Genomic DNA, 21,297 nt, shown 5'->3' with positions numbered 1-21,297 from the left:
TGCCCGCCAAGACCTTCAGTGGATAGGGTGTTATGTCCGGAAAAGCGCAACAGCAGTCTCGTATCAAAGAGTTGATCACCCTTGGTCGTGAGCAGGGTTACCTGACTTACGCGGAGGTCAACGACCACCTGCCGGAGGATATTTCAGATCCGGAACAGGTGGAAGACATCATCCGCATGATCAATGACATGGGGATCAACGTATTCGAGGTTGCGCCAGATAAGGATTCCCTTATGCTGGCCGACGCCGATACCGACGAAGCGGCCGCAGAAGAAGCGGCGGCAGCGTTGGCAGCGGTTGAGACCGACATTGGTCGCACTACCGACCCGGTGCGCATGTACATGCGCGAAATGGGTACCGTAGAACTCCTCACACGTGAAGGCGAAATCGAAATCGCCAAACGTATTGAAGAGGGCATCCGTGAAGTGATGGGCGCAATTGCGCACTTCCCTGGCACGGTTGACCACATTCTCTCCGAGTACACTCGCGTCACCACCGAAGGTGGTCGCCTGTCCGACGTCCTGAGCGGTTATATCGACCCGGACGACGGCATTGCGCCGCCTGCTGCAGAAGTGCCGCCGCCTGTCGATCCGAAAGCCGTGAAAGCGGACGACGACGCCGAAGACGACGATGCTGAAGCCAGTGACGACGAAGAAGAAGCCGAAAGCGGTCCCGATCCGGTCATCGCAGCACAGCGTTTTGGCGCTGTGGCCGACCAGATGGAAATCACCCGCAAGGCGCTGAAAAAGCACGGCCGTGAAAACAAGCAGGCCATTGCCGAGATGTTGGCGCTGGCTGAGCTGTTCATGCCGATCAAACTGGTTCCGAAGCAATTCGAAGGCCTGGTTGAACGTGTGCGTAGCGCCTTGGATCGCCTGCGTCAGCAAGAGCGCGCGATCATGCAGCTCTGCGTTCGTGATGCACGCATGCCGCGTGCCGACTTCCTGCGCCAATTCCCGGGCAACGAAGTTGACGAAAGCTGGACCGAAGCTCTGGCCAAAGGCAAAAGCAAATACGCTGAAGCCATTGGTCGCCTGCAGGCCGACATCGTTCGTTGCCAGCAGAAGCTGACCGCTCTCGAAGCCGAAACCGGCTTGAAGATCTCCGAGATCAAGGACATCAACCGTCGCATGTCGATCGGTGAGGCCAAAGCCCGCCGCGCGAAGAAAGAGATGGTCGAAGCCAACTTGCGTCTGGTGATCTCCATCGCCAAGAAGTACACCAACCGTGGCCTGCAGTTCCTCGATCTGATCCAGGAAGGCAACATTGGTTTGATGAAAGCGGTAGACAAGTTCGAATACCGCCGCGGCTACAAATTCTCGACTTATGCCACCTGGTGGATCCGTCAGGCGATCACTCGCTCGATCGCCGACCAGGCCCGCACCATCCGTATTCCGGTGCACATGATCGAGACGATCAACAAGCTCAACCGTATTTCCCGCCAGATGTTGCAGGAAATGGGTCGCGAACCGACCCCGGAAGAGCTGGGCGAACGCATGGAAATGCCTGAGGACAAGATCCGCAAGGTATTGAAGATCGCTAAAGAGCCGATCTCCATGGAAACCCCGATCGGTGATGACGAAGACTCCCATCTGGGTGACTTCATCGAAGACTCGACCATGCAGTCGCCAATCGATGTTGCTACCGTTGAGAGCCTTAAAGAAGCGACTCGCGAAGTTCTCTCCGGCCTCACTGCCCGTGAAGCCAAGGTTCTGCGCATGCGCTTCGGTATCGACATGAATACCGACCACACCCTCGAGGAGGTTGGTAAGCAGTTCGACGTTACCCGTGAGCGGATTCGTCAGATCGAAGCCAAGGCGCTGCGCAAGCTGCGCCACCCGACGAGAAGCGAGCATTTGCGCTCCTTCCTCGACGAGTGATCACAAAACCCCCGGCCCTGCCGGGGGTTTTGCTTTCTGTAGATTAAATCCCCTTCGCTTCGCTCCCGCCGCATAGCCCGTCTACACTCGAAACATTCCCCCCAAGCCATAACGAGACCGTTATGCCCAGACTGCCGGCCATGCTTTTGCTATTGCTGATGACCTGGACCGCAACGGCTGGCGCGCTGACTCTGACCGACGAAGAACGTGGCTGGCTTGCAGCCCACCCAGAACTGCGCCTGGGGGTCGACGCTTCCTGGCCGCCGTTTGAGTTTCGTGATGAGCAAGGCCGCTACCAAGGCCTCGCAGCCGACTACATCAACATCGTGCGTGATCGCCTGGGGATCAAGGTCACGCCCATTGAGCCTGCCAGCTGGACCGAAGTCCTGGAACAGACCAAGCAGGGCAAGCTGGACCTCTTGCCCGGTGTCATGTCGACGCCCGAGCGGCAGAGTTACCTCTCGTTCACGCGGCCCTACCTGGACTTTCCGATCGTCATCCTGGCCCATGTGAAGGGCGCACAACCGCACAAGCTGGACGACCTTTACGGCCTGAAAGTCGCCGTCGTGGAAAACTACGCGCCCCATGAACTGCTGCGCACCCACCATCCCGACCTCAATCTGGTCCCCATGCCCAATGTCAGCTCGACCTTGCAGGCACTGGCCACCGACGAGGTGGACGCGGTAGTCGGCGATCTGGCCTCAAGCGTCTGGAGCCTTCGCCAGCTCAAGCTCGATGGCCTCTACGTCAGCGGCGAAACGCCGTATCGCTACCAATTGGCGATGGGCGTACCACGAGACGACAAAATTCTGGTCGGCATTCTGGATAAAGTACTGGCGGACATGAGCCCGGGCGAAATCAGCGCCATCCAGCAGCATTGGGTCGGAAACGTCCTCGACCACCGCACCTTCTGGTCCGACCTGCTGATGTACGGCCTGCCCGGCGTACTGCTGCTGGTCACCGTGCTGGCCGTGGTGATCCGCATCAATCGCCGCCTGAGCTCGGAAATTTCCCGCCGGGTTGCACTGGAACAAGAGCTGCGCACCAGCGAATACCACTACCGCGGCCTGGTGGAAAGCCTTTCGGCGATAGCCTGGGAAGCGCGAATCAGTGATTTTACGTACAGCTACGTGTCCCCCCATGCCGAAGGCCTGCTCGGCTACCCTCTGTCCCATTGGCTGATTCCGGGCTTCTGGCGCAACATCATCCACCCCGCCGACCTCACACGGGCCCAGGTATTTTGCGATCACGAAGTGCTCGCCGGACGCGATCACAGCCTCGACTACCGAGTGATCACTGCCGACGGGCGCTGCCTCTGGGTACGCGACATCGTCAGCCTGATAGAGCACGGCCACGAGCCGATACTGCGCGGGCTGATGATCGACATCAGCGAAACCAAAAGAACCGAAGAAGCCTTGCGCCTCTCCGAGCAGAAATTTGCCTCGGTGTTCCAGCAATGCCCGGACATTCTGGTCATTGCACGCCTTTGCGACGGTTGCCTGCTGGAGGTCAACGAGGCGTTTGAAGAGCAAATCGGTCTGACTGCCGAAGAAGTGGTCGGACAGACCGCCACCGAACTGAACATCTGGGGCATCGCCGGTGTCGGCCCCGGGCTCTTGCAGCGCTTGCAAGCCGGCAGTATTCGCAACCTGGAGATGCCCTTTCGTCGCAGCAACGGCCAGGTGTTCACCGGCCTGATCTCCGCCGAACCCTTCGAGCTCGACACCACCCCGGCGCTGGTCGTGGTAGTGCGTGACATCAGCCAGCTCAAGGAAACCCAACAACAACTGCAAACCTCTGAAGAGAAATTTGCCAAAGCTTTCCATGCGTCCCCTGACGGCTTATTGCTGTCACGCGTGAGCGACGGCCTGCTGATCGAGGTCAACGAAGGCTTCAGCCGCATCACCGGCTTCAACAGCGCAATGTCGCTGGACCGCTCGACCTTCGACCTCGGCATCTGGGTCAACCTGAATGAACGCAGGCAGATGCTCGACCTGTTGAAACGCGACGGCTTCGTGCGTGACTTCAGTTGCCATATACGCCGCAACGATGGACAGGTCCGCCTCTGCGAGATGTCCAGCCGGCCGCTGCCGATTGGCGATGACGATTGCATGCTGACCATCGCCCGGGACATCACCGAGCGGCATCTGATGCAGGAAAAACTGCAACAGGCCGCCACAGTATTCGAGAGCACCGCAGAAGGTGTATTGATCACTGACATTCAACAGCACATCAGTGCCGTCAACCGCGCGTTTACCGAGATCACCGGCTACAGCGAAACCGAAGCCCTGGGCCACACTCCAAGGCTGCTCGCCTCAGGCTTGCATGACAGCGCCTTCTACGCTGCGATGTGGCATCAACTGACCGCCGAAGGGCATTGGCAAGGCGAGATTTCCAACCGGCGCAAGAATGGCGAGCTGTACCCCAGCTGGCTGACCATCAGCGCCGTGCGCAATAAAGACCAGTTCATCACCCACTTCGTTGCGGTATTTGCCGATATCTCCAGCCTCAAGCACGCCCAGGCCAAACTCGACTATCAGGCCCACCACGACCCATTGACAGGGCTGCCGAACCGGACGCTGTTCGAAAGCCGGCTGCTGACCGCACTCAACAGTCAGCAAGAAAACGGCGGTCAGGGCGCAGTACTGTTTCTGGACCTCGATCGCTTCAAGCACATCAACGACAGCCTGGGTCATCCAGTCGGCGACCTGCTGCTCAAAGGCATCGCGGTGCGGCTCAAAGAGCAACTTCGGGACATCGACACCGTGGCGCGGCTGGGTGGTGACGAATTCATCATCCTGCTGCCGGGCCTGCAGCAAGCCAGCGACGCCGACCATATTGCCAACAAGCTGCTGAACTGCTTCACCGCGCCCTTCCAGGCTGGCGAGCACGAGTTCTTCATCAGTGCCAGCATCGGCACCAGCCTCTACCCCAAGGACGGCAGCGACGTCGCCACGCTGATCAAAAACGCCGATGCCGCGATGTACCGCTCCAAAGCCAAAGGTCGCAACAGGGTAGAAAGCTATACCCTCGACCTGACCGCACAGGCCAGCGAACGCGTGGCACTGGAGCATGAACTGCGCCGCGCTATCGAGCGCAATGAGCTGACACTGTTCTATCAACCCAAAGTCAGCCTCAACCATCCGCGCCTGGTCGGCGCCGAAGCCCTGATCCGCTGGCGGCATCCAGCCTTCGGCGACGTGCCGCCCGAGCACTTCATCCCGCTGGCCGAAGAAAACGGCATGATCCTGCAAATCGGTGACTGGGTATTGGAGCAGGCCTGCCTGCAGATGCACGAGTGGAACCAGCGTTATGAAGGTTTCGGCCCGCTGTCAGTCAACCTGGCCGGAGCGCAATTACGCCAGCCGAACCTGCTGGTCCGCATCGAACAACTGCTCAAGGACAACCGCCTGAAACCGGGCTTCCTGCAACTGGAAATCACCGAAAACTTCATCATGAGCCAGGCCGAAGAGGCACTTGAAGTCCTGCATCAGCTCAAACGCCTGGGCGTGCAGTTGGCCATCGACGACTTTGGCACCGGTTATTCCTCGTTGAGCTACCTCAAACGCTTGCCGCTGGACTTCCTGAAAATTGACCAGTCCTTTGTCCGCGGACTGCCGGACGACCCACACGATGACGCCATCGTCCGCGCAATCATTGCCCTGGGCCGCAGCATGCAATTCACGATCATTGCCGAAGGCGTTGAAACCCATGCGCAGCAGCAATTCCTGGCTGCCGAAGGCTGCGAACAGATCCAGGGCTACATCGTCAGCCTGCCTCTGCCCGCCGACGAATTCGCCGCAACCTTTCTTCGTATCGCAGTTTCAGACTTTTCGGATAGCACAGCTGAGAAACCATCGCTATAATCCGCGGCCTACTGAGGGCCTATAGCTCAGTTGGTTAGAGCAGAGGACTCATAATCCTTTGGTCCACGGTTCAAGTCCGTGTGGGCCCACCAAACTCAAAAGCCGCGCATTGCGCGGCTTTTTTTTGCTTGCAAGAAGTACGGTGCACCAGCCCCATGGCATTTACGCCATGCATTTGGCGAAAAAAACGTCTACAGTTCATGCTTGCATGAGCCCATGCATACCCAACGCAATGTCTTGTGCATTTTTGAGTTCTCGCGCCTTGGCGCAAGCGGCAGGTTATCGGACAGCTCGATAGAAAACCCACGTCGCACGAGCGTGTCGAGCATAGTATTCGAGACCCTTTACTGAACCCCATTCGATATCGAGCACTCATCAGGCCACATCGACGCCCCATGACGAATGACGCACTATCAGATATCTTGAAATTCAGTATCGACTCCAACCGCCGACAAGAATAAACAAGCGATGCCATTGGCATGACCAACGGACACCTGATGAATGCAAGTGAAAAATATTTCATGATCGATAACACAATTAGTCATGTTAACGGGTTCAATGAGTGTCACAACATCGAAACAGGAACTGTTTTCATTATCGCCTCTGGCAGTTCCGCCAAAGACTTTCCCATTGAGGAATTCGCTCATGTTCCGATGATCACAATGAACGGGGCGGTCGCACTTTTCGAGGGCACCGCGATCCAGCCGTTTTTCTACGTGTGTACGGACATGAGTTTCCCTACTCAGCAGCCCGAGTTATTTTCGCACGCGATGCTGATTAGCCAGCGAGTCGCGTTGTGGGAGGAGTACATCCGGCGAAACAGCGTTCGACCTCACGGCAAGCTATTCGCGCTAAAGCCGGCCGCTAAACAATCCTGGATCGATTCGATCTTCAAACAGAACAACGATCTTGTCCGCAGTCGTTCTATTTTTGGCCACCGAAGAAGGAGCATCGGTTTTAGCAAAAATCTCAGTGATGGCTTTTTCGATTCCCGCACCGTGGCTTATCTTGCTTTACAACTTGCCTACCATGCCGGTTTCACCAAAGTAATCCTGGTCGGAGTTGACTTACAACAATCCAGCGGTCGGTTCTATGAAACGGCTGATAGCCGTATATCCCCGTGTGAACTCGATCAACATTTCCACACCAGAATTCTTCCGTCATTGAAGTTGATGTCGAAAAAGGTCATGAATAAGAATTTCTCGGTTTATAACCTCTCTGGCAACTCTAGAATCCCCGACAGCGTGATACCCACTATAAAAATTCAAGAGGTCAGGGCCCTGCTCAAATAACCCACATCATGCAGGCGTTTCGCGTGTAAACCGATCCATTGCACAGCCCCCTTACCGCTCACTAATCGGTAACATGCCCGCCCACCGAAACGTGCCGCCGGAGATGACCTTGCCTGATACCCGCCCTCCCGTCCTCGATGAAATCGACCGCCAACTGATCGCTGCCTTGCAGATAAATGCCCGCGAAAGCGTGGCCATGCTCGCTCGGCAATTGGGGATTGCACGCACCACGGTGACGTCACGCCTGGCGCGGCTGGAAAAGGCTCGGGTAATTACCGGCTATGGCGTGCGGCTCGGGCAGCGGGTGGTCGATGGCGGTTTGCAGGCTTATGTCGGGATCACCGTGCAACCACGCTCTGGCAAGGAAGTGCTGCGTCGGCTCAGCGCCATGGCGCAGGTCCAGCAGTTGTGTGCGGTCAGTGGCGAATTCGATTACGTCGCCTGGCTGCGTACGGATTCACCAGAACAGCTCGACCAGTTGCTCGACCAGATCGGTAGCGTCGACGGCGTAGAGAAAACCACCACCTCGATCATCCTCAGCAGCAAGATTGACCGCGGCCAGCCAGTTTGATCGATCTGTTCGTCATACTGCATCAACAATAGGCAGAACGACGACACATTGCGTCTTATTAACGTGCTCTACGCTCCCTAGAATGGCGACAGTCTTTTCCTATACTCAGCACCGAGTACAAGTCATCAGCAAGGTCAGCCATGAACAAGAACAATCGCCATCCTGCAGACGGTAAAAAACCAATCACCATTTTCGGCCCGGACTTTCCATTCGCCTTTGACGACTGGATCGAGCACCCGGCCGGTTTAGGCAGTATCCCTGCGCACAACCACGGCGCGGAAGTGGCGATTGTCGGCGCGGGTATCGCAGGCCTGGTGGCGGCGTACGAGTTGATGAAGCTGGGCCTCAAACCGGTTGTCTACGAAGCCTCGAAAATGGGCGGCCGCTTGCGCTCCCAGGCCTTCGAAGGCGCTGAAGGGATCATCGCCGAGTTGGGCGGCATGCGCTTCCCGGTGTCGTCCACTGCGTTCTATCACTACGTCGACAAGCTCGGTCTCGAGACCAAGCCCTTCCCCAACCCGCTGACCCCTGCTTCCGGCAGCACCGTCATCGATCTGGAAGGCCAGACTCATTACGCACAGAAACTCGCCGACCTTCCTGCACTGTTCCAGGAAGTGGCCGACGCCTGGGCGGATGCACTGGAAGACGGTTCGCGCTTTGGCGAGATCCAGCAAGCAATCCGCGATCGCGATGTACCGCGCCTCAAAGAGCTGTGGAACACCCTCGTCCCGCTGTGGGATGACCGGACGTTCTACGACTTCGTCGCCACCTCCAAAGCCTTCGCCAAGCTATCGTTCCATCACCGCGAAGTGTTTGGCCAGGTCGGCTTCGGCACCGGTGGCTGGGACTCGGACTTCCCGAACTCGATGCTTGAAATCTTCCGCGTGGTAATGACCAACTGCGACGATCACCAACACCTGGTGGTTGGCGGTGTGGAGCAGGTGCCGCTGGGCATCTGGCGCCATGTGCCGGAGCGTTGCGCTCACTGGCCGGAAGGCACCAGCCTGAGCTCGCTGCACAACGGTGCGCCACGCACTGGGGTCAAACGTATCGCGCGCGCCGCCGACGGCCGCTTCAGCGTGACCGACAACTGGGGGGACACCCGCGAGTACGCCGCTGTGCTGACCACCTGCCAGAGCTGGCTGCTGACCACTCAGATCGAGTGCGAAGAGTCGCTGTTCTCGCAAAAAATGTGGATGGCCCTGGATCGCACCCGCTATATGCAATCGTCAAAAACCTTCGTAATGGTCGACCGACCGTTCTGGAAAGACAAAGACCCGGAGACCGGTCGTGACCTGATGAGCATGACGCTCACCGATCGCCTGACTCGTGGCACCTACCTGTTCGACAATGGCGACGACAAGCCGGGAGTGATTTGCCTGTCGTATTCGTGGATGAGCGACGCGCTGAAAATGCTTCCGCAACCGATCGAAAAACGCGTAAAGCTGGCGCTGGATGCACTGAAGAAAATCTATCCAAAAGTCGATATCGCCGCGCGCATCATCGGCGACCCGATTACGGTGTCCTGGGAAGCCGACCCGCATTTCCTCGGTGCATTCAAAGGTGCCCTGCCGGGCCACTATCGCTACAACCAGCGGATGTATGCGCACTTCATGCAACAAGATATGCCCGCCGAACAGCGGGGGATTTTTATCGCCGGCGACGACGTTTCGTGGACGCCGGCGTGGGTCGAAGGCGCGGTACAGACTTCGCTCAACGCGGTATGGGGCATCATGAATCACTTTGGTGGCAGCACGCATGCGCAAAACCCGGGCCCGGGCGATGTGTTCCATGAAATCGGTCCGATTGCCCTGCCCGAGTAAGAGGAGTCCGAAATGCGCGTAGCTCTCTACCAATGCCCGCCGCTGCCGCTCGACGTTGTTGGCAATCTGCAACGTCTGCAAAAGATCGCGACAGAGGCCAAAGGCGCCGATCTGCTGGTGTTCCCGGAGATGTTCCTGACCGGCTACAACATCGGCGCCGAAGCAGTGGGGGCATTGGCCGAGGCGCAAGACGGCGCTTCAGCGCAGTACGTCGCGAGCATCGCCAAGGCCTCCGGTATCGCCATTGTGTATGGCTACCCGGAGCGCGCCGAGGACGGGCAGATCTACAACGCCGTGCAGTTGATCGACAGCCGAGGCCAGCGTCTGGCCAACTACCGCAAGACTCATCTGTTCGGCGAACTCGATCATTCGATGTTCAGCGCTGGGCCGAATGAGTTTCCGCTGGTGGAACTAAACGGTTGGAAGCTTGGCTTTTTGATCTGCTACGACCTGGAGTTTCCGGAAAATGCCCGACGCTTGGCGCTGGCCGGTGCCGAGCTGATTCTGGTGCCGACGGCGAACATGATTCCCTACGACTTCATCGCCGATGTCACCGTGCGCTCGCGGGCCTTCGAGAACCAGTGTTATGTGGCTTACGCCAACTACTGCGGGCACGAGGGCGAGATCCACTACTGCGGCCAAAGCAGCATCGCCGCGCCGGACGGCAACCGCATCGCCCACACTGGCCTGGATGAAGCGCTGATCGTTGGCGCGCTGGATCGGCAGTTGATGCTCAACTCTCGCGCCGCCAATCGCTACTTTCTCGATCGTCGGCCAGAGCTCTACAGCGAGCTGAACAAGCGCTGATCCTGGGGGCATTCTCAATTTGTTTCCCCGCCGCGGTGTGGAAACTAATTGAGAACGCCCCCTGGGTTTTCGCTAGCATGAGCGCTTCTTAAGTAGCGGAAGTGCTCATGCCTGCGCCGACCCACCTTCTTCCTCACACCGAAACCCTGGCCAACGGCCTGCGGGTTTCACTTCGTCATGCACCGGGTTTGAAACGCTGTGCCGCAGTTTTACGGGTTGCCGCCGGCAGCCACGATGCGCCGCTGGCCTGGCCCGGGCTGGCGCATTTTCTTGAGCATGTGTTGTTTCTCGGCACCGAACGCTTTCCGGCAAACGATGGGTTGATGGCCTACGTGCAACGTCATGGCGGGCAACTGAACGCTAGCACCCGTGAGCGCGCCACCGACTTCTTCTTCGAATTACCGCCTCAAGCCTTCACCGAAGGGCTTGAGCGCTTGTGCGACATGCTCGCCCACCCGCGTCTGAGTCCGGACGATCAGTTGCGCGAACGGGAAGTACTGGAAGCGGAATTCATCGCCTGGTCTCAGGATGCGGAGGCGCAGCGACACCTCGCACTGTTCAACGGGCTCTCACCTGATCACCCTTTGCGCGGCTTCCATGCCGGCAATCGCGACAGCCTGGCAGTGCAACAGCCTGAGTTCCAGCAGGCGCTGAACACTTTCTATCAACGCTTCTATCAGACTGGCCAAATGACCTTGAGCCTTGCCGGGCCACAGCCTGTGGATGAATTGCGCAGCATGGCGCAGGGCTTGTGCAGCGACTTCGCCGTCGGTGAGCCGCAACCACAAAACGCACCGCCCACGTTGATGGCAACCACAAACCGTAGTTATCAACAGGTTGACGAACGCCAACTCAACCTGCTGTTTGCATTCGAAGCCTTGCCGAACGCATCCCGCGAAGCACTGGATTTTCTCTGCACCTGGCTGAACGCGTCGAAACCGGGAGGCCTGTTTGCCGAGTTACGCCATCGCCAACTGATCGACAACCTCAAGGCAGCGCCGCTGTACCAATTCGCCGGGCAAGCGGTGCTGCAGGTCGAGTTCATCCTGACGGCCAGTGCCGCAACGCAAACCGGGACAATCAGCGAGCTGTTTGGCGATTGGTTGAGTTTCTTCGCCCACTCTGTCGACTGGTCTGAACTGCGCGAAGAATATGCCCTGCTGCAACAGCGCAAGCGTAAAACCAACAACGCCTTGGCACTTGCCCGACTGGATAGCGAGAAGTGGGAAGCAGAACTGTCGGAGTCGGGTGTCATTGCCCTTAAGGCCATATTGCAGCAGATGAACCCCACACCTGTGGATAACCTGGCTGTCGCCTGGCAACTGCCGCCGTCCAATCCGCTCCTGCGTTCGGTCGAAGCGCCAGCACCGGCCGGTTTGATCCGTGGACAAACCAGCGCCCATCGCGGCTTGCGGACATTTGCCCAAGATCGCACGCGCAGTCGCCGCGAACGTTCGCCCATGCAGTTCAGCCCGGCACTGGCGGACGACAGCGGCGAAGCGGCGATTTGCCTTCGTTGGTGCCTCGACTCGATACCGTCAGCCAATCTTCAGCCGACACTGGCCCGCAGTCTGCAAGGCTTGTGCGACGACGCCCGTCAGGCAGGCGTCGATCTGTCCTTCAACGAAACGGGCAATCAATGGTTGCTGAAAATGAGCGGACTGCATGAGCCAATGCCGGCAATTCTCGAACAGACGCTGCTGTGTCTGACGAGCCCCGCCGTCGATGCCTGGCAAAACAGCAACTCGCCTGTGCCGATGATTGCGATTCGGCAATTGCTCAAAGCACTTCCTGAGCATTGCCAGGAACAGAGTTTGCGTTCGGCGTTACAGCCAGCCAGTCCTCACGATCTGCAACAACAGTGGGCCACTGCGCGCTGGGATGGACTGGCCGCAGGTCTGCCAGCAGCCGTTCAAACGGCAATCATCCGCGCATTGAGCCGAGTGCCTGGCATTCCCGACAGCGAGATGACAGCGCCGGTCTCTATTGCCAGTCAACGTCTCTGGTCTGAGCTGTCCAACGACACCCACGAAAATGCGCTGCTGCTGTTTTGCCCTACGCCCACTCAGGCACTGGCCGACGAAGCCGCGTGGCGCCTGCTGGCCCAACTCTGCCAAACGCCTTTCTATCAGCGCCTGCGGGTCGAACTGCAATTGGGCTACGCGGTGTTCAGCGGTGTCCGCCAGATCAACGGGCAGACCGGGCTGCTGTTCGGCGTGCAATCGCCGAACGCATCGGTGAAAAAGATCCTCGAACACATCGAGCATTTCCTGCAGCAATTGCCGGAACTCATCTCGACGTTCGATGATGCGTCCTTGATCAATCATCGCCAGACCCTGGCCGAACAACTCGACGGCAACGTCTTGCCCGTCGCACTGGCCTTTGAACTGCTGTGGCAGGGCAAACTGGGCGGCCACTCGTCGGATTACCTGTTTCAGTTGCAACAGGCCGTACTGCTACTGGACCACACAGCGTTGCTCGACGCGGCAAGACGCTTGATTCACGCAGACGGTGGCCGCAGATGCCTTGCCAGCGGTGCTTGCCCGGATGGCACTTGGCAACCGGCTGCCCGATCATTACCGGGGCTGTAATGGGCTTTCTTCGATAGAAGTCTCCAATTAGCGGAAACGTTTCAGTAACATAGCCCGGCAAGCAGCTGAACATCTCCCGCGGGAGGTGGACTCTATGTATAGAGTGAATTTTTCTCACCCGCCTGAAGGAACGTTTTTATGACCTGGTCCAAACCTGCTTACACCGACCTGCGTATCGGCTTTGAAGTCACCATGTACTTCGCCAGCCGTTGATTCTGCCTTTGGGTAGAACATGCGGTACAACGCCTCGGCCCGTCCGGGGCGTTTTTATTTTTAGCGTTGAAGTGATGGAGCAACCATGTTTGTCCAGATTCTAGGTTCCGCCGCTGGCGGTGGTTTTCCGCAGTGGAACTGCAACTGCGTGAACTGCGCTGGCTTTCGCGACGGTAGCCTGCGGGCCGAGGCGCGTACCCAATCGTCTATCGCGATTTCCGATGACGGCGTGAACTGGGTCCTGTGCAACGCCTCGCCGGACATTCGCGCGCAGCTCCAGAACTTCACCCCGATGCAACCGGGTCGCGCCCTGCGTGACACCGGCATCAGCGCGATCATCCTGATGGACAGCCAGATCGACCACACCACCGGCCTGCTGAGCTTGCGCGAAGGTTGCCCGCATCAGGTCTGGTGCACTGACATGGTCCATGAAGACCTGAGCACAGGCTTCCCGCTGTTCACCATGCTTACCCACTGGAACGGCGGGTTGAACTGGAACCGCATCGAGCTCGACCAGAGCTTCACCGTTGCGGCCTGCCCGAACCTGCGCTTTACCCCATTGCCACTGCGTAGCGCCGCACCGCCCTACTCGCCGCACCGCTTCGACCCACACCCGGGCGATAACATCGGGCTGATCGTTGAAGACCTGCAAACGGGCGGCAAGTTGTTCTACGCGCCGGGGCTGGGCAAGGTCGATGCACCGTTGCTGGAGATCATGGCGGGCAGCGATTGCCTGCTGGTGGACGGCACGCTGTGGGACGACGATGAGATGCAGCGTCGTGGCGTTGGCACCCGCACTGGTCGGGAGATGGGCCATCTGGCACAGCACGGCCCCGGAGGCATGCTCGAAGTGCTGGAGCAACTGCCCAAGCAGCGCAAAGTGCTTATCCACATCAACAACACCAATCCGATCCTCGATGAGGACTCAGCGGAGCGCGCCGAGCTGGTTCGGCGCAATGTTGAAGTGGCGTATGACGGCATGAGCATCGAGCTGTAAGAGCAGACCGTTCCCACAGCTCCCCGGAGAACCGAAATGACTGACACACCACTGCCCCCCGCCGGGTTCGAACACGCTCTTCGGGCGAAGGGTGCCTACTACCACATCCATCACCCGTATCACGTGGCGATGTACGAAGGCCGGGCGACCCGCGAGCAGATCCAGGGCTGGGTCGCCAACCGTTTCTACTATCAGGTGAACATCCCGCTCAAGGACGCTGCGATTCTGGCCAACTGCCCGGACCGTGAAGTCCGTCGCGAGTGGATTCAGCGTCTGCTCGACCACGACGGTGCGCCCGGTGAAGACGGCGGCATCGAAGCCTGGTTGCGTCTTGGCCAAGCCGTGGGCCTGGACCCGGATCAACTGCGTTCCCAGGAACTGGTGTTGCCCGGCGTACGTTTCGCGGTGGATGCCTACGTCAACTTCGCCCGCCGGGCCAGTTGGCAGGAAGCTGCCAGCAGCTCGCTGACCGAACTGTTCGCGCCGCAGATCCACCAGTCACGTCTGGACAGCTGGCCGCAGCATTACCCGTGGATCGATCCGGCCGGTTATGAGTATTTCCGCACCCGGTTGGGCCAGGCCCGGCGCGATGTCGAGCACGGCCTGGCGATCACCTTGCAGCACTACACCACCTATGAAGGCCAGCAGCGCATGCTGGAAATTCTCCAGTTCAAACTGGACATCCTTTGGAGCATGCTCGACGCCATGAGCATGGCTTATGAACTGAACCGCCCGCCTTATCACAGCGTGACTGAGCAACGGGTCTGGCATAAAGGGATCGCTCTATGAGTTTCGACCGCAGCAAGACTCCGAGCTGGCGTCCCGGCTACCGCTTTCAGTACGAGCCGGCGCAAAAAGGCCATGTGCTGCTGTACCCGGAAGGCATGATCAAACTCAACGAAAGCGCCGCGCTGATCGGCGGCCTGATCGACGGTGAACGTGACGTCGCGGCGATCATTGCCGAACTGGATAGCCAGTTTCCCGGCGTGCCCGAGCTTGGTGACGACATCGAGCAATTCATGGAGGTCGCCCGTGCAGAGCACTGGATCGAGCTTGCCTGAATCAGCGGCCCAGCCATTGCCGCACAAACCCGAGATCGGCCTGCCGCTGTGGCTGCTCGCCGAGCTGACTTACCGCTGCCCGCTGCAATGCCCCTATTGCTCGAATCCGCTGGACTTTGCCGAACAAGGCAAAGAGCTCAGCACCGAGCAGTGGCTCAAGGTGTTTCGCGAGGCACGGGAAATGGGCGCGGCGCAGCTGGGCTTCTCTGGTGGCGAGCCGCTGGTGCGTCAGGACCTCGCCGAGCTGATCGCCGAGGCCCGAAAACTGGGCTTCTACACCAATCTGATCACTTCAGGGATTGGCCTCACCGAGCAGAAAATCAGCGACTTCAAGAAAGCCGGACTCGATCACATCCAGATCAGCTTCCAGGCCAGCGACGAGCAGGTGAACAACCTCCTGGCCGGTTCGAAAAAAGCCTTCGCCCAGAAGCTCGAAATGGCCCGTGCGGTGAAAGCCCACGGCTACCCGATGGTGCTGAACTTCGTCACCCATCGGCACAATATCGACAAGATCGACCGCATCATTGAGCTGTGTATCGCCCTGGAAGCCGACTTCGTCGAGCTCGCCACCTGCCAGTTCTACGGCTGGGCTCAGCTCAACCGCGTCGGTTTGCTGCCAACCAAGGAACAATTGGTGCGCGCGGAGCGCGTCACCAACGATTACCGCGCCAGGCTCGAAGCCGAAGGTCATCCGTGCAAGCTGATCTTCGTCACCCCGGACTACTACGAAGAACGCCCCAAAGCCTGCATGAACGGCTGGGGCAGCATCTTCCTGACCGTGACCCCGGACGGCACCGCCCTGCCGTGCCACGGCGCACGACAGATGCCGGTGCAATTCCCGAACGTGCGCGATCACAGCATGCAGCACATCTGGTATGACTCATTCGGCTTCAACCGCTTTCGCGGTTACGACTGGATGCCCGAGCCGTGCCGCTCCTGCGACGAGAAAGAAAAGGACTTTGGCGGCTGCCGTTGCCAGGCGTTCATGCTCACGGGTGACGCGAGCAACGCCGACCCGGTGTGCAGCAAGTCGGAACATCACGGCGTGATCCTCAAGGCCCGCGAAGAAGCCGAGCACGCTACCCAGACCATCGAACAGTTGGCCTTTCGCAATGAACGAAACTCACGCCTCATCGTTAAATGCTGAACCCTTGAGCGCCATCAAAGCGGTAGCGGCCGGTGTCGATTTCACTGACTTGCGCGTCGGCGCTCATGGCGTGTTCTGGAATGAGTACCGCCCCGAAGATCCCGCCTGCCGAATCTGGCACTGGCACGACAACACCGCCCATTGCCTGACTCCGCCGGGGTTCAGTGCGCGCAGTCGGGTCTATGAATACGGTGGCGGGTCTTTTTGCCTGAGCGATGACGGCGTGGTCTTCGTCAACGAGACGGACCAACAGTTGTATCGGCAATCGTTGGCAGGTGAAATACCGCAGGCGCTGACCGTTGGTGAATGCCGTTACGGCGATCTGCAATTTGCCGATGGGCAGGTGCTCGCCGTCGAAGAGCAAGGCCATCAGCATCGCCTGGTTGCCATCGATCCGGCAGACGGCAAACGTCAGCTGTTGGCCGAAGGTGCAGACTTTTACTCGGCGCCAACCTTGAGTCCAGATGCCGGGCGATTGGCCTGGATCGAATGGAGCCGGCCGCATCAACCCTGGACCGCGACACGCTTGATGGTCGCCGAACGCGACACCAACGGCACTTTCGGCGAGCCGCATTGTGTGGCCGGTGACGCCTCTGAGGAATCCTTGCAACAGCCTCGCTTCGATGAAGCCGGCCGTTTGTATTGCCTGACCGATCGCGCCGGCTTCTGGCAGCCGTGGGTCGAAACCGGATCAGGTTTACAGCCGGTGCCCAGCAGCGACGCCGATCATGCGCCAGCGCCGTGGCAGCTTGGCGGTTGCACCTGGTTGCCGCTTGGCGAAAAAAATTACTGGGCGAGCTGGACCGTGGAAGGTTTCGGACGCTTGGGGATGTGCTCTGGCGATTCCAGCGAGGATTTCACCGGCGACTACAGTCGCTTCCGCAATCTGGCGCTGGATCAAGAATTTGTTTACTGCATCGCGGCTTCGCCGGTCAGCCCTTCTGCGGTGATTGCCATCAAGCGCAAAAGCCATCAAGTCCAGGTGTTGGCTGGCGGGGTGGCACTGCTGCCCGCCGAACACATCAGCCAGCCGCAGACACTGCGCTACCCAAGCGGTGCCGGCGAAGCCCATGGTTTCTTTTATCCGGCCATGACCGATGTCGCCAAACCACCGTTGTTGGTGTTTATTCATGGCGGGCCAACATCGGCGTGCTACCCGATACTCGATCCGCGTATCCAGTACTGGGCGCAACGCGGCTTCGCGGTCGCCGACCTTAACTATCGCGGCAGCAGCGGTTACGGGCGCGCCTATCGGCAGGCGCTATACCTGAGCTGGGGAAAAGTGGATGTTGAAGACGCCTGCGCCGTGGTCGCCTACCTCGCGGGGCAAGGTTTGATCGACGGTAGTCACGCGTTCATTCGCGGTGGCAGTGCCGGCGGTTACACCACACTCTGCGCGCTGGCATTTCGGGACGTCTTCAGCGCGGGCGCCAGTTTGTACGGCGTCAGCGACCCGGCTGCCCTGGGCCGCACCACCCATAAATTCGAAGGTGACTATCTGGACTGGCTGATCGGCAATCCGCAGCAGGATGCCGAACGCTACGCCGCCCGCACGCCGATGCTGCACGCGAGCGAAATCCATGTGCCGGTGATTTTCTTTCAGGGCGAACTCGACGCTGTGGTGGTGCCGCAACAAACCCGCGACATGCTCAAGGCTCTGCAAGACAGCGGCATCCCTGCACAGGCCCATTACTACCCGGACGAACGCCACGGCTTTCGCAAGGCCAGCAATCAGGCCCATGCGCTGGAGCAGGAATGGTTGTTTTATCGCGGGGTGATGGATCAGAAGAACGTGTGAGACAAAAAAAACGCCCCATGCCAAAAGGATCAGGCATGGGGCGCTGCGTAATACCGCAAGACGGTTAGGGAATAGGATAAGTGGCGGTCTGTTCAGACCGCGATGCCTCTGCGGCATTGAAGTTGGGCCGTGCGCACCCGGGAGAAAGCTCGGGCCAGGCGCAGCAGCATTTCGTCGATATTGGCCTTGCTGACCGTCAGCGCGGGCGTGAACCGTAGGCAATCGGGTTTCGGGGCGCTCAACAGCAAACCTTCGTACAGCGCCGCTTTCACCACTGCGTCAGCCGAATCGTCACTCAGGGCCAGGCCCCAGAGCAGCCCTTGGCCACGCAGTTCACCGTGCCCGTAACGGTTGGCCAATCGGCTCAAGCCGTCGTGCAGGTGTTGAGCGCTTTCCCGAACATGCTCGAGGAAACCGTGATCCAGCACGCTGTCCAGAACCGCCAGCGCCGCCGAGGCCATCAATGCGTTGCCATGATGAGTGCCATCCAGTTCGCCCAACTCAAAGCAGCAGGCTTTGCCGCGAGCCAGCAACGCCGCCACTGGCACCCCGCCGCCCAGCCCTTTGCCCAGGACAACAATGTCGGCACGCACGCCGTAAAACTGTTCGGCGAGCAGACTGCCGCAACGGCCAATCCCGGTTTGCACTTCGTCGAAGATCAGCAAAATCCCCAACTCACGACACAGGCGCTCGACACCTTTGAGGTAATGCTCGGTCGCCGGAACCACCCCGGCGGCGCTTTGGATCGGCTCGAGCATGATGGCGACGGTCTGTGCATCCACCGCCGCATGTAACGCTGGCAAATCATTGAACGGAACGTGGCTGAAACCCGGAAGCTGCGGCTCAAAGCGATTGTTCTGACAGTCCGACGCGGACATGGCCGCAAAGCCGTGACCATGGCAGCTACCGCTGGCCGTAATGATCCGCGAAGCGCCACCGCGATGCAGTTGCCCCCATTTACGCGCCAGCTTGATCGCCGCTTCGCAAGCTTCACTGCCACTGTTGAGCAAGTAAGCCTGGTCGCTGCCGGTACTGATGCACAGCCGCTCGGCCAGATTGAGTTGGTCACGGTTCAGCAGACTCGAACCCGGATTGATCAGCGTTTGCGCCTGAGCGGCGATGGCGTTGACCAGCACCGACGGGCTGTGGCCGAGGCTGTTGGTCGCGCCGCCTTGGGTAAAATCCAGATACGCACGGTCGTCACTGTCCCAGAGCCAGGAACCCTGGCCGCGAACAAAAATTTGCTGGGGTCGCTCGACACTGGGCATCAGGCACTCGCTGGAATGGTTGTCACGCCTTGAAGGCTGAAAGTGCTCCACCACCAGATCATTCAGGCTCGGCTGATGGCGACGCAGGTTGAACAGATTCATGCGCGCAATCCCTCAAGCGGCAAACCCAGCAGACGTGACGACCAATCCTCGACGCGCCCGGTGCGCAAGCGTTTGAGTGCAATATCACGCCAGCGCGAAGAAAGCGCCGGGCAGTCGACGAGTTTTTTCAAACCGGCATGCTCAAGCGGCTCCCTATAAAAACAGCGCAGGGCCCAAGCCACGGTCAGGCCTGGATAGCTACGCTGGATCAGCTCGAACGGCTGATCGGCACTGACAAAACCGGGTTTGAGAACGCGGTAGAACCAGCCGCAGCGTCCCGTATCCTGGGCCAGTTGCGGCAAGGTCGGCACGCCCCAGCGATGGCTCAACCGATAACACGGCGAGCGCGGCTGGCTGACCTGCAACAACGCACTGCCCCAGCGAAACATATCGCCGAGGCACGCCTGCTCTTCGGTCAGGCCACGGGTTGAAAGGTTTTCACCAAATGCCGGCGAGCTCCAGCCGATCTGTGGATAACGTTCACGCCAGTAGTCGTAATGCTCGGCCGGGTAATGATGCAGGGCGCGTTCGGGGCCGGTGTGAAAACGCGGATCGCCGTGCTCATCGCTGCCCAAGCCTTGCGGCCACAACCAGAGTCGATTGGCAATCCGCTGTTTGTCGGTATCACTGAGCAAACCCTGCCCGAGGTTTTTTGCCTTGCCTATGTAAACACCATCAACGTAAACGGTATTCATCGCGCTCTCCGGCCCTGTAAGCCTTGTGAATGCGGTTAGACTAGGCTTCTGTCAGGCGCTGAGCCATTTCGATTTTCCAGCTTTTTCGATAAGAATTACTTATGGATTTTAAGCAACTGCGTTATTTCGTCGCGGTGTATGAAGAAGGCCATGTCGGACGGGCTGCCGAACGCCTGTCGATCTCCCAGCCGGCGCTGTCGCAACAGATCCGCCAACTGGAACAAAACCTCGACGTGAGCCTGTTCGAGCGCAGCAGTAAACGCCTGCTACCCACCCTGGCCGCGCATACCTTGTACAACCACGCCCTGCCGTTGCTTGACGGTCTTCAGCGCGCGCGCGAGGCCTTGGGCAATTTCAAGGGCCAGGCGCTGCGCACCTTGGCCATCGGTGTGCTGCAAACCGTTCACACCAGCCTGGTACCCAAAATGCTGGAGCGTGTGCGCACGGCGCAACCGCACCTGGTGGTACAGATCTACGAGCTCACAGGGCTGGAAATCGAACGTCGACTGCTCAATGGCTCACTCGATATCGGCATCAGCTATCTGCCGCCGCGCCAACCCGGACTGCACGGCGTTTTGCTGTATGAAGATGAACTGACCCTGGTCATCCCTGCCGATCATCCGTTGCGTGAATTCAAGAAAGTCTCCATGAGTCAGGCAGCCGAATTGCCGATGCTGCTGCTGGGGGAAGAGTTTCAGGTCCGGCAGATTTGGCAGGGACAGTTGGCCAATCTCGGACGCCGTCCGCACGTGCAGGCGGAACTGAACAACATGGCGGGGATCCTCGACAGTTTGCCCCACACCAGACTGGCCACTGTCCTGCCCGGCCGCTCGCAGCAGGAACACGGAAACAAGGCACTCTTGTGGAAACCCTTGAGTGAGCCGCGGGTCCCCCTGAAAGTAGGATTGGTCTGTCGCGATGTGCAACGTCAGCAAGCAACGCTGGAGTTGCTGCGCAACTTGCTGGAAGACGTGATGAACAGCCCGGCCGGATGGATGGCGAGCCCGACGGTACTGGATGTTCAGGGCTGAATGACAAAACATAAATCGCAGGCAAAAGAAAACCCCGCCGAAGCGGGGCTTTGCAGACTGTTTCCCTGACATCCATTTCACTCCGCCATCCTGGCAGAATCCTACGTGTCCGTGTTGTTGCTTTGCGCTTCCTGCGCGACGTCCATGTGAAGTAG

16 protein-coding genes and 1 tRNA gene are annotated in these 21,297 nt (G+C 59.1%); 15 read left to right on the top strand and 2 right to left on the bottom strand.

The window, feature by feature from the left end:
• Window positions 1–32: 32 nt before the first annotated feature.
• The 14 genes from rpoD to BLL42_RS16645 all read left to right on the top strand — a co-directional run bounded on the left by rpoD (window position 33) and on the right by BLL42_RS16645 (window position 18,046).
• Window positions 33–1,880, top strand: a complete 1,848-nt coding sequence (rpoD, locus tag BLL42_RS16710) for an RNA polymerase sigma factor RpoD (protein ID WP_071553097.1) — start codon at window positions 33–35, stop codon at window positions 1,878–1,880.
• A gap of 122 nt (window positions 1,881–2,002) precedes the next feature.
• Complete coding sequence (locus tag BLL42_RS16705; RefSeq protein WP_071553096.1) at window positions 2,003–5,746, top strand: bifunctional diguanylate cyclase/phosphodiesterase; 3,744 nt, start codon at window positions 2,003–2,005, stop codon at window positions 5,744–5,746.
• Window positions 5,747–5,761: 15 nt separating this feature from the next.
• Window positions 5,762–5,838: transfer RNA gene (locus BLL42_RS16700), tRNA-Ile, on the top strand.
• 405 nt (window positions 5,839–6,243) lie between these two features.
• Window positions 6,244–7,038, top strand: coding sequence for a WaaZ-like lipopolysaccharide core biosynthesis protein (locus BLL42_RS16695; protein WP_071555777.1), 795 nt, complete (start codon window positions 6,244–6,246; stop codon window positions 7,036–7,038).
• 109 nt (window positions 7,039–7,147) lie between these two features.
• Window positions 7,148–7,609 carry an Lrp/AsnC family transcriptional regulator gene (locus tag BLL42_RS16690; protein ID WP_008067391.1) on the top strand — a complete coding sequence of 154 codons (462 nt, stop codon included), beginning with the start codon at window positions 7,148–7,150 and terminating at the stop codon, window positions 7,607–7,609.
• A gap of 140 nt (window positions 7,610–7,749) precedes the next feature.
• A complete protein-coding gene (locus tag BLL42_RS16685) occupies window positions 7,750–9,432 on the top strand; it encodes a flavin monoamine oxidase family protein (RefSeq protein ID WP_071553095.1) in 1,683 nt (560 codons plus the stop codon).
• Between the two features lie 12 nt (window positions 9,433–9,444).
• The gene (locus BLL42_RS16680; RefSeq protein WP_071553094.1) at window positions 9,445–10,239 is read left to right on the top strand and encodes a carbon-nitrogen hydrolase family protein; all 795 of its coding nucleotides are present in this window, start codon (window positions 9,445–9,447) and stop codon (window positions 10,237–10,239) included.
• A 107-nt stretch (window positions 10,240–10,346) separates the two neighbouring features.
• Window positions 10,347–12,830 carry a pyrroloquinoline quinone biosynthesis protein PqqF gene (gene pqqF / locus BLL42_RS16675; protein ID WP_071553093.1) on the top strand — a complete coding sequence of 828 codons (2,484 nt, stop codon included), beginning with the start codon at window positions 10,347–10,349 and terminating at the stop codon, window positions 12,828–12,830.
• Window positions 12,831–12,968: 138 nt separating this feature from the next.
• Window positions 12,969–13,043 carry a pyrroloquinoline quinone precursor peptide PqqA gene (gene pqqA / locus BLL42_RS16670; RefSeq protein WP_003194766.1) on the top strand — a complete coding sequence of 25 codons (75 nt, stop codon included), beginning with the start codon at window positions 12,969–12,971 and terminating at the stop codon, window positions 13,041–13,043.
• 85 nt (window positions 13,044–13,128) lie between these two features.
• Window positions 13,129–14,040 (top strand): pyrroloquinoline quinone biosynthesis protein PqqB, encoded by a 912-nt coding sequence (pqqB, locus tag BLL42_RS16665; protein ID WP_071553092.1) that lies wholly within the window; start codon window positions 13,129–13,131, stop codon window positions 14,038–14,040.
• Window positions 14,041–14,076: 36 nt separating this feature from the next.
• A complete protein-coding gene (gene pqqC, locus BLL42_RS16660; RefSeq protein ID WP_071553091.1) occupies window positions 14,077–14,829 on the top strand; it encodes a pyrroloquinoline-quinone synthase PqqC in 753 nt (250 codons plus the stop codon).
• Entirely contained in the window at window positions 14,826–15,101 is a 276-nt protein-coding gene (pqqD, locus tag BLL42_RS16655; RefSeq protein WP_071553090.1) for a pyrroloquinoline quinone biosynthesis peptide chaperone PqqD, read from the top strand. Before pqqC ends, pqqD begins: the two co-directional genes overlap by 4 nt.
• Complete coding sequence (gene pqqE, locus BLL42_RS16650) at window positions 15,073–16,248, top strand: pyrroloquinoline quinone biosynthesis protein PqqE (RefSeq protein ID WP_071553089.1); 1,176 nt, start codon at window positions 15,073–15,075, stop codon at window positions 16,246–16,248. Before pqqD ends, pqqE begins: the two co-directional genes overlap by 29 nt.
• Window positions 16,214–18,046 (top strand): alpha/beta hydrolase family protein, encoded by a 1,833-nt coding sequence (locus tag BLL42_RS16645; protein WP_071553088.1) that lies wholly within the window; start codon window positions 16,214–16,216, stop codon window positions 18,044–18,046. The genes pqqE and BLL42_RS16645 overlap by 35 nt, the downstream gene beginning before the upstream one ends.
• 92 nt (window positions 18,047–18,138) lie before the next feature.
• On the opposite strand, the gene BLL42_RS16640 is transcribed toward BLL42_RS16645, so the two are convergent.
• Window positions 18,139–19,416 (bottom strand): aspartate aminotransferase family protein, encoded by a 1,278-nt coding sequence (locus BLL42_RS16640; RefSeq protein ID WP_071553087.1) that lies wholly within the window; start codon window positions 19,414–19,416, stop codon window positions 18,139–18,141.
• Complete coding sequence (locus BLL42_RS16635; protein WP_071553086.1) at window positions 19,413–20,111, bottom strand: MOSC domain-containing protein; 699 nt, start codon at window positions 20,109–20,111, stop codon at window positions 19,413–19,415. The genes BLL42_RS16640 and BLL42_RS16635 overlap by 4 nt, the downstream gene beginning before the upstream one ends.
• A gap of 101 nt (window positions 20,112–20,212) precedes the next feature.
• On the opposite strand from BLL42_RS16635, the gene BLL42_RS16630 reads away from it, so the two are divergent.
• Window positions 20,213–21,142 (top strand): LysR family transcriptional regulator, encoded by a 930-nt coding sequence (locus BLL42_RS16630; RefSeq protein WP_071553085.1) that lies wholly within the window; start codon window positions 20,213–20,215, stop codon window positions 21,140–21,142.
• Window positions 21,143–21,297 lie beyond the last annotated feature (155 nt).

Origin of the sequence: Pseudomonas frederiksbergensis, from assembly GCF_001874645.1 — a bacterium.
Classification (GTDB): domain Bacteria; phylum Pseudomonadota; class Gammaproteobacteria; order Pseudomonadales; family Pseudomonadaceae; genus Aquipseudomonas; species Aquipseudomonas frederiksbergensis_B.
Note: the sequence above shows the minus strand (reverse complement) of the source record. Positions and strands in the feature narration are given on the sequence as shown.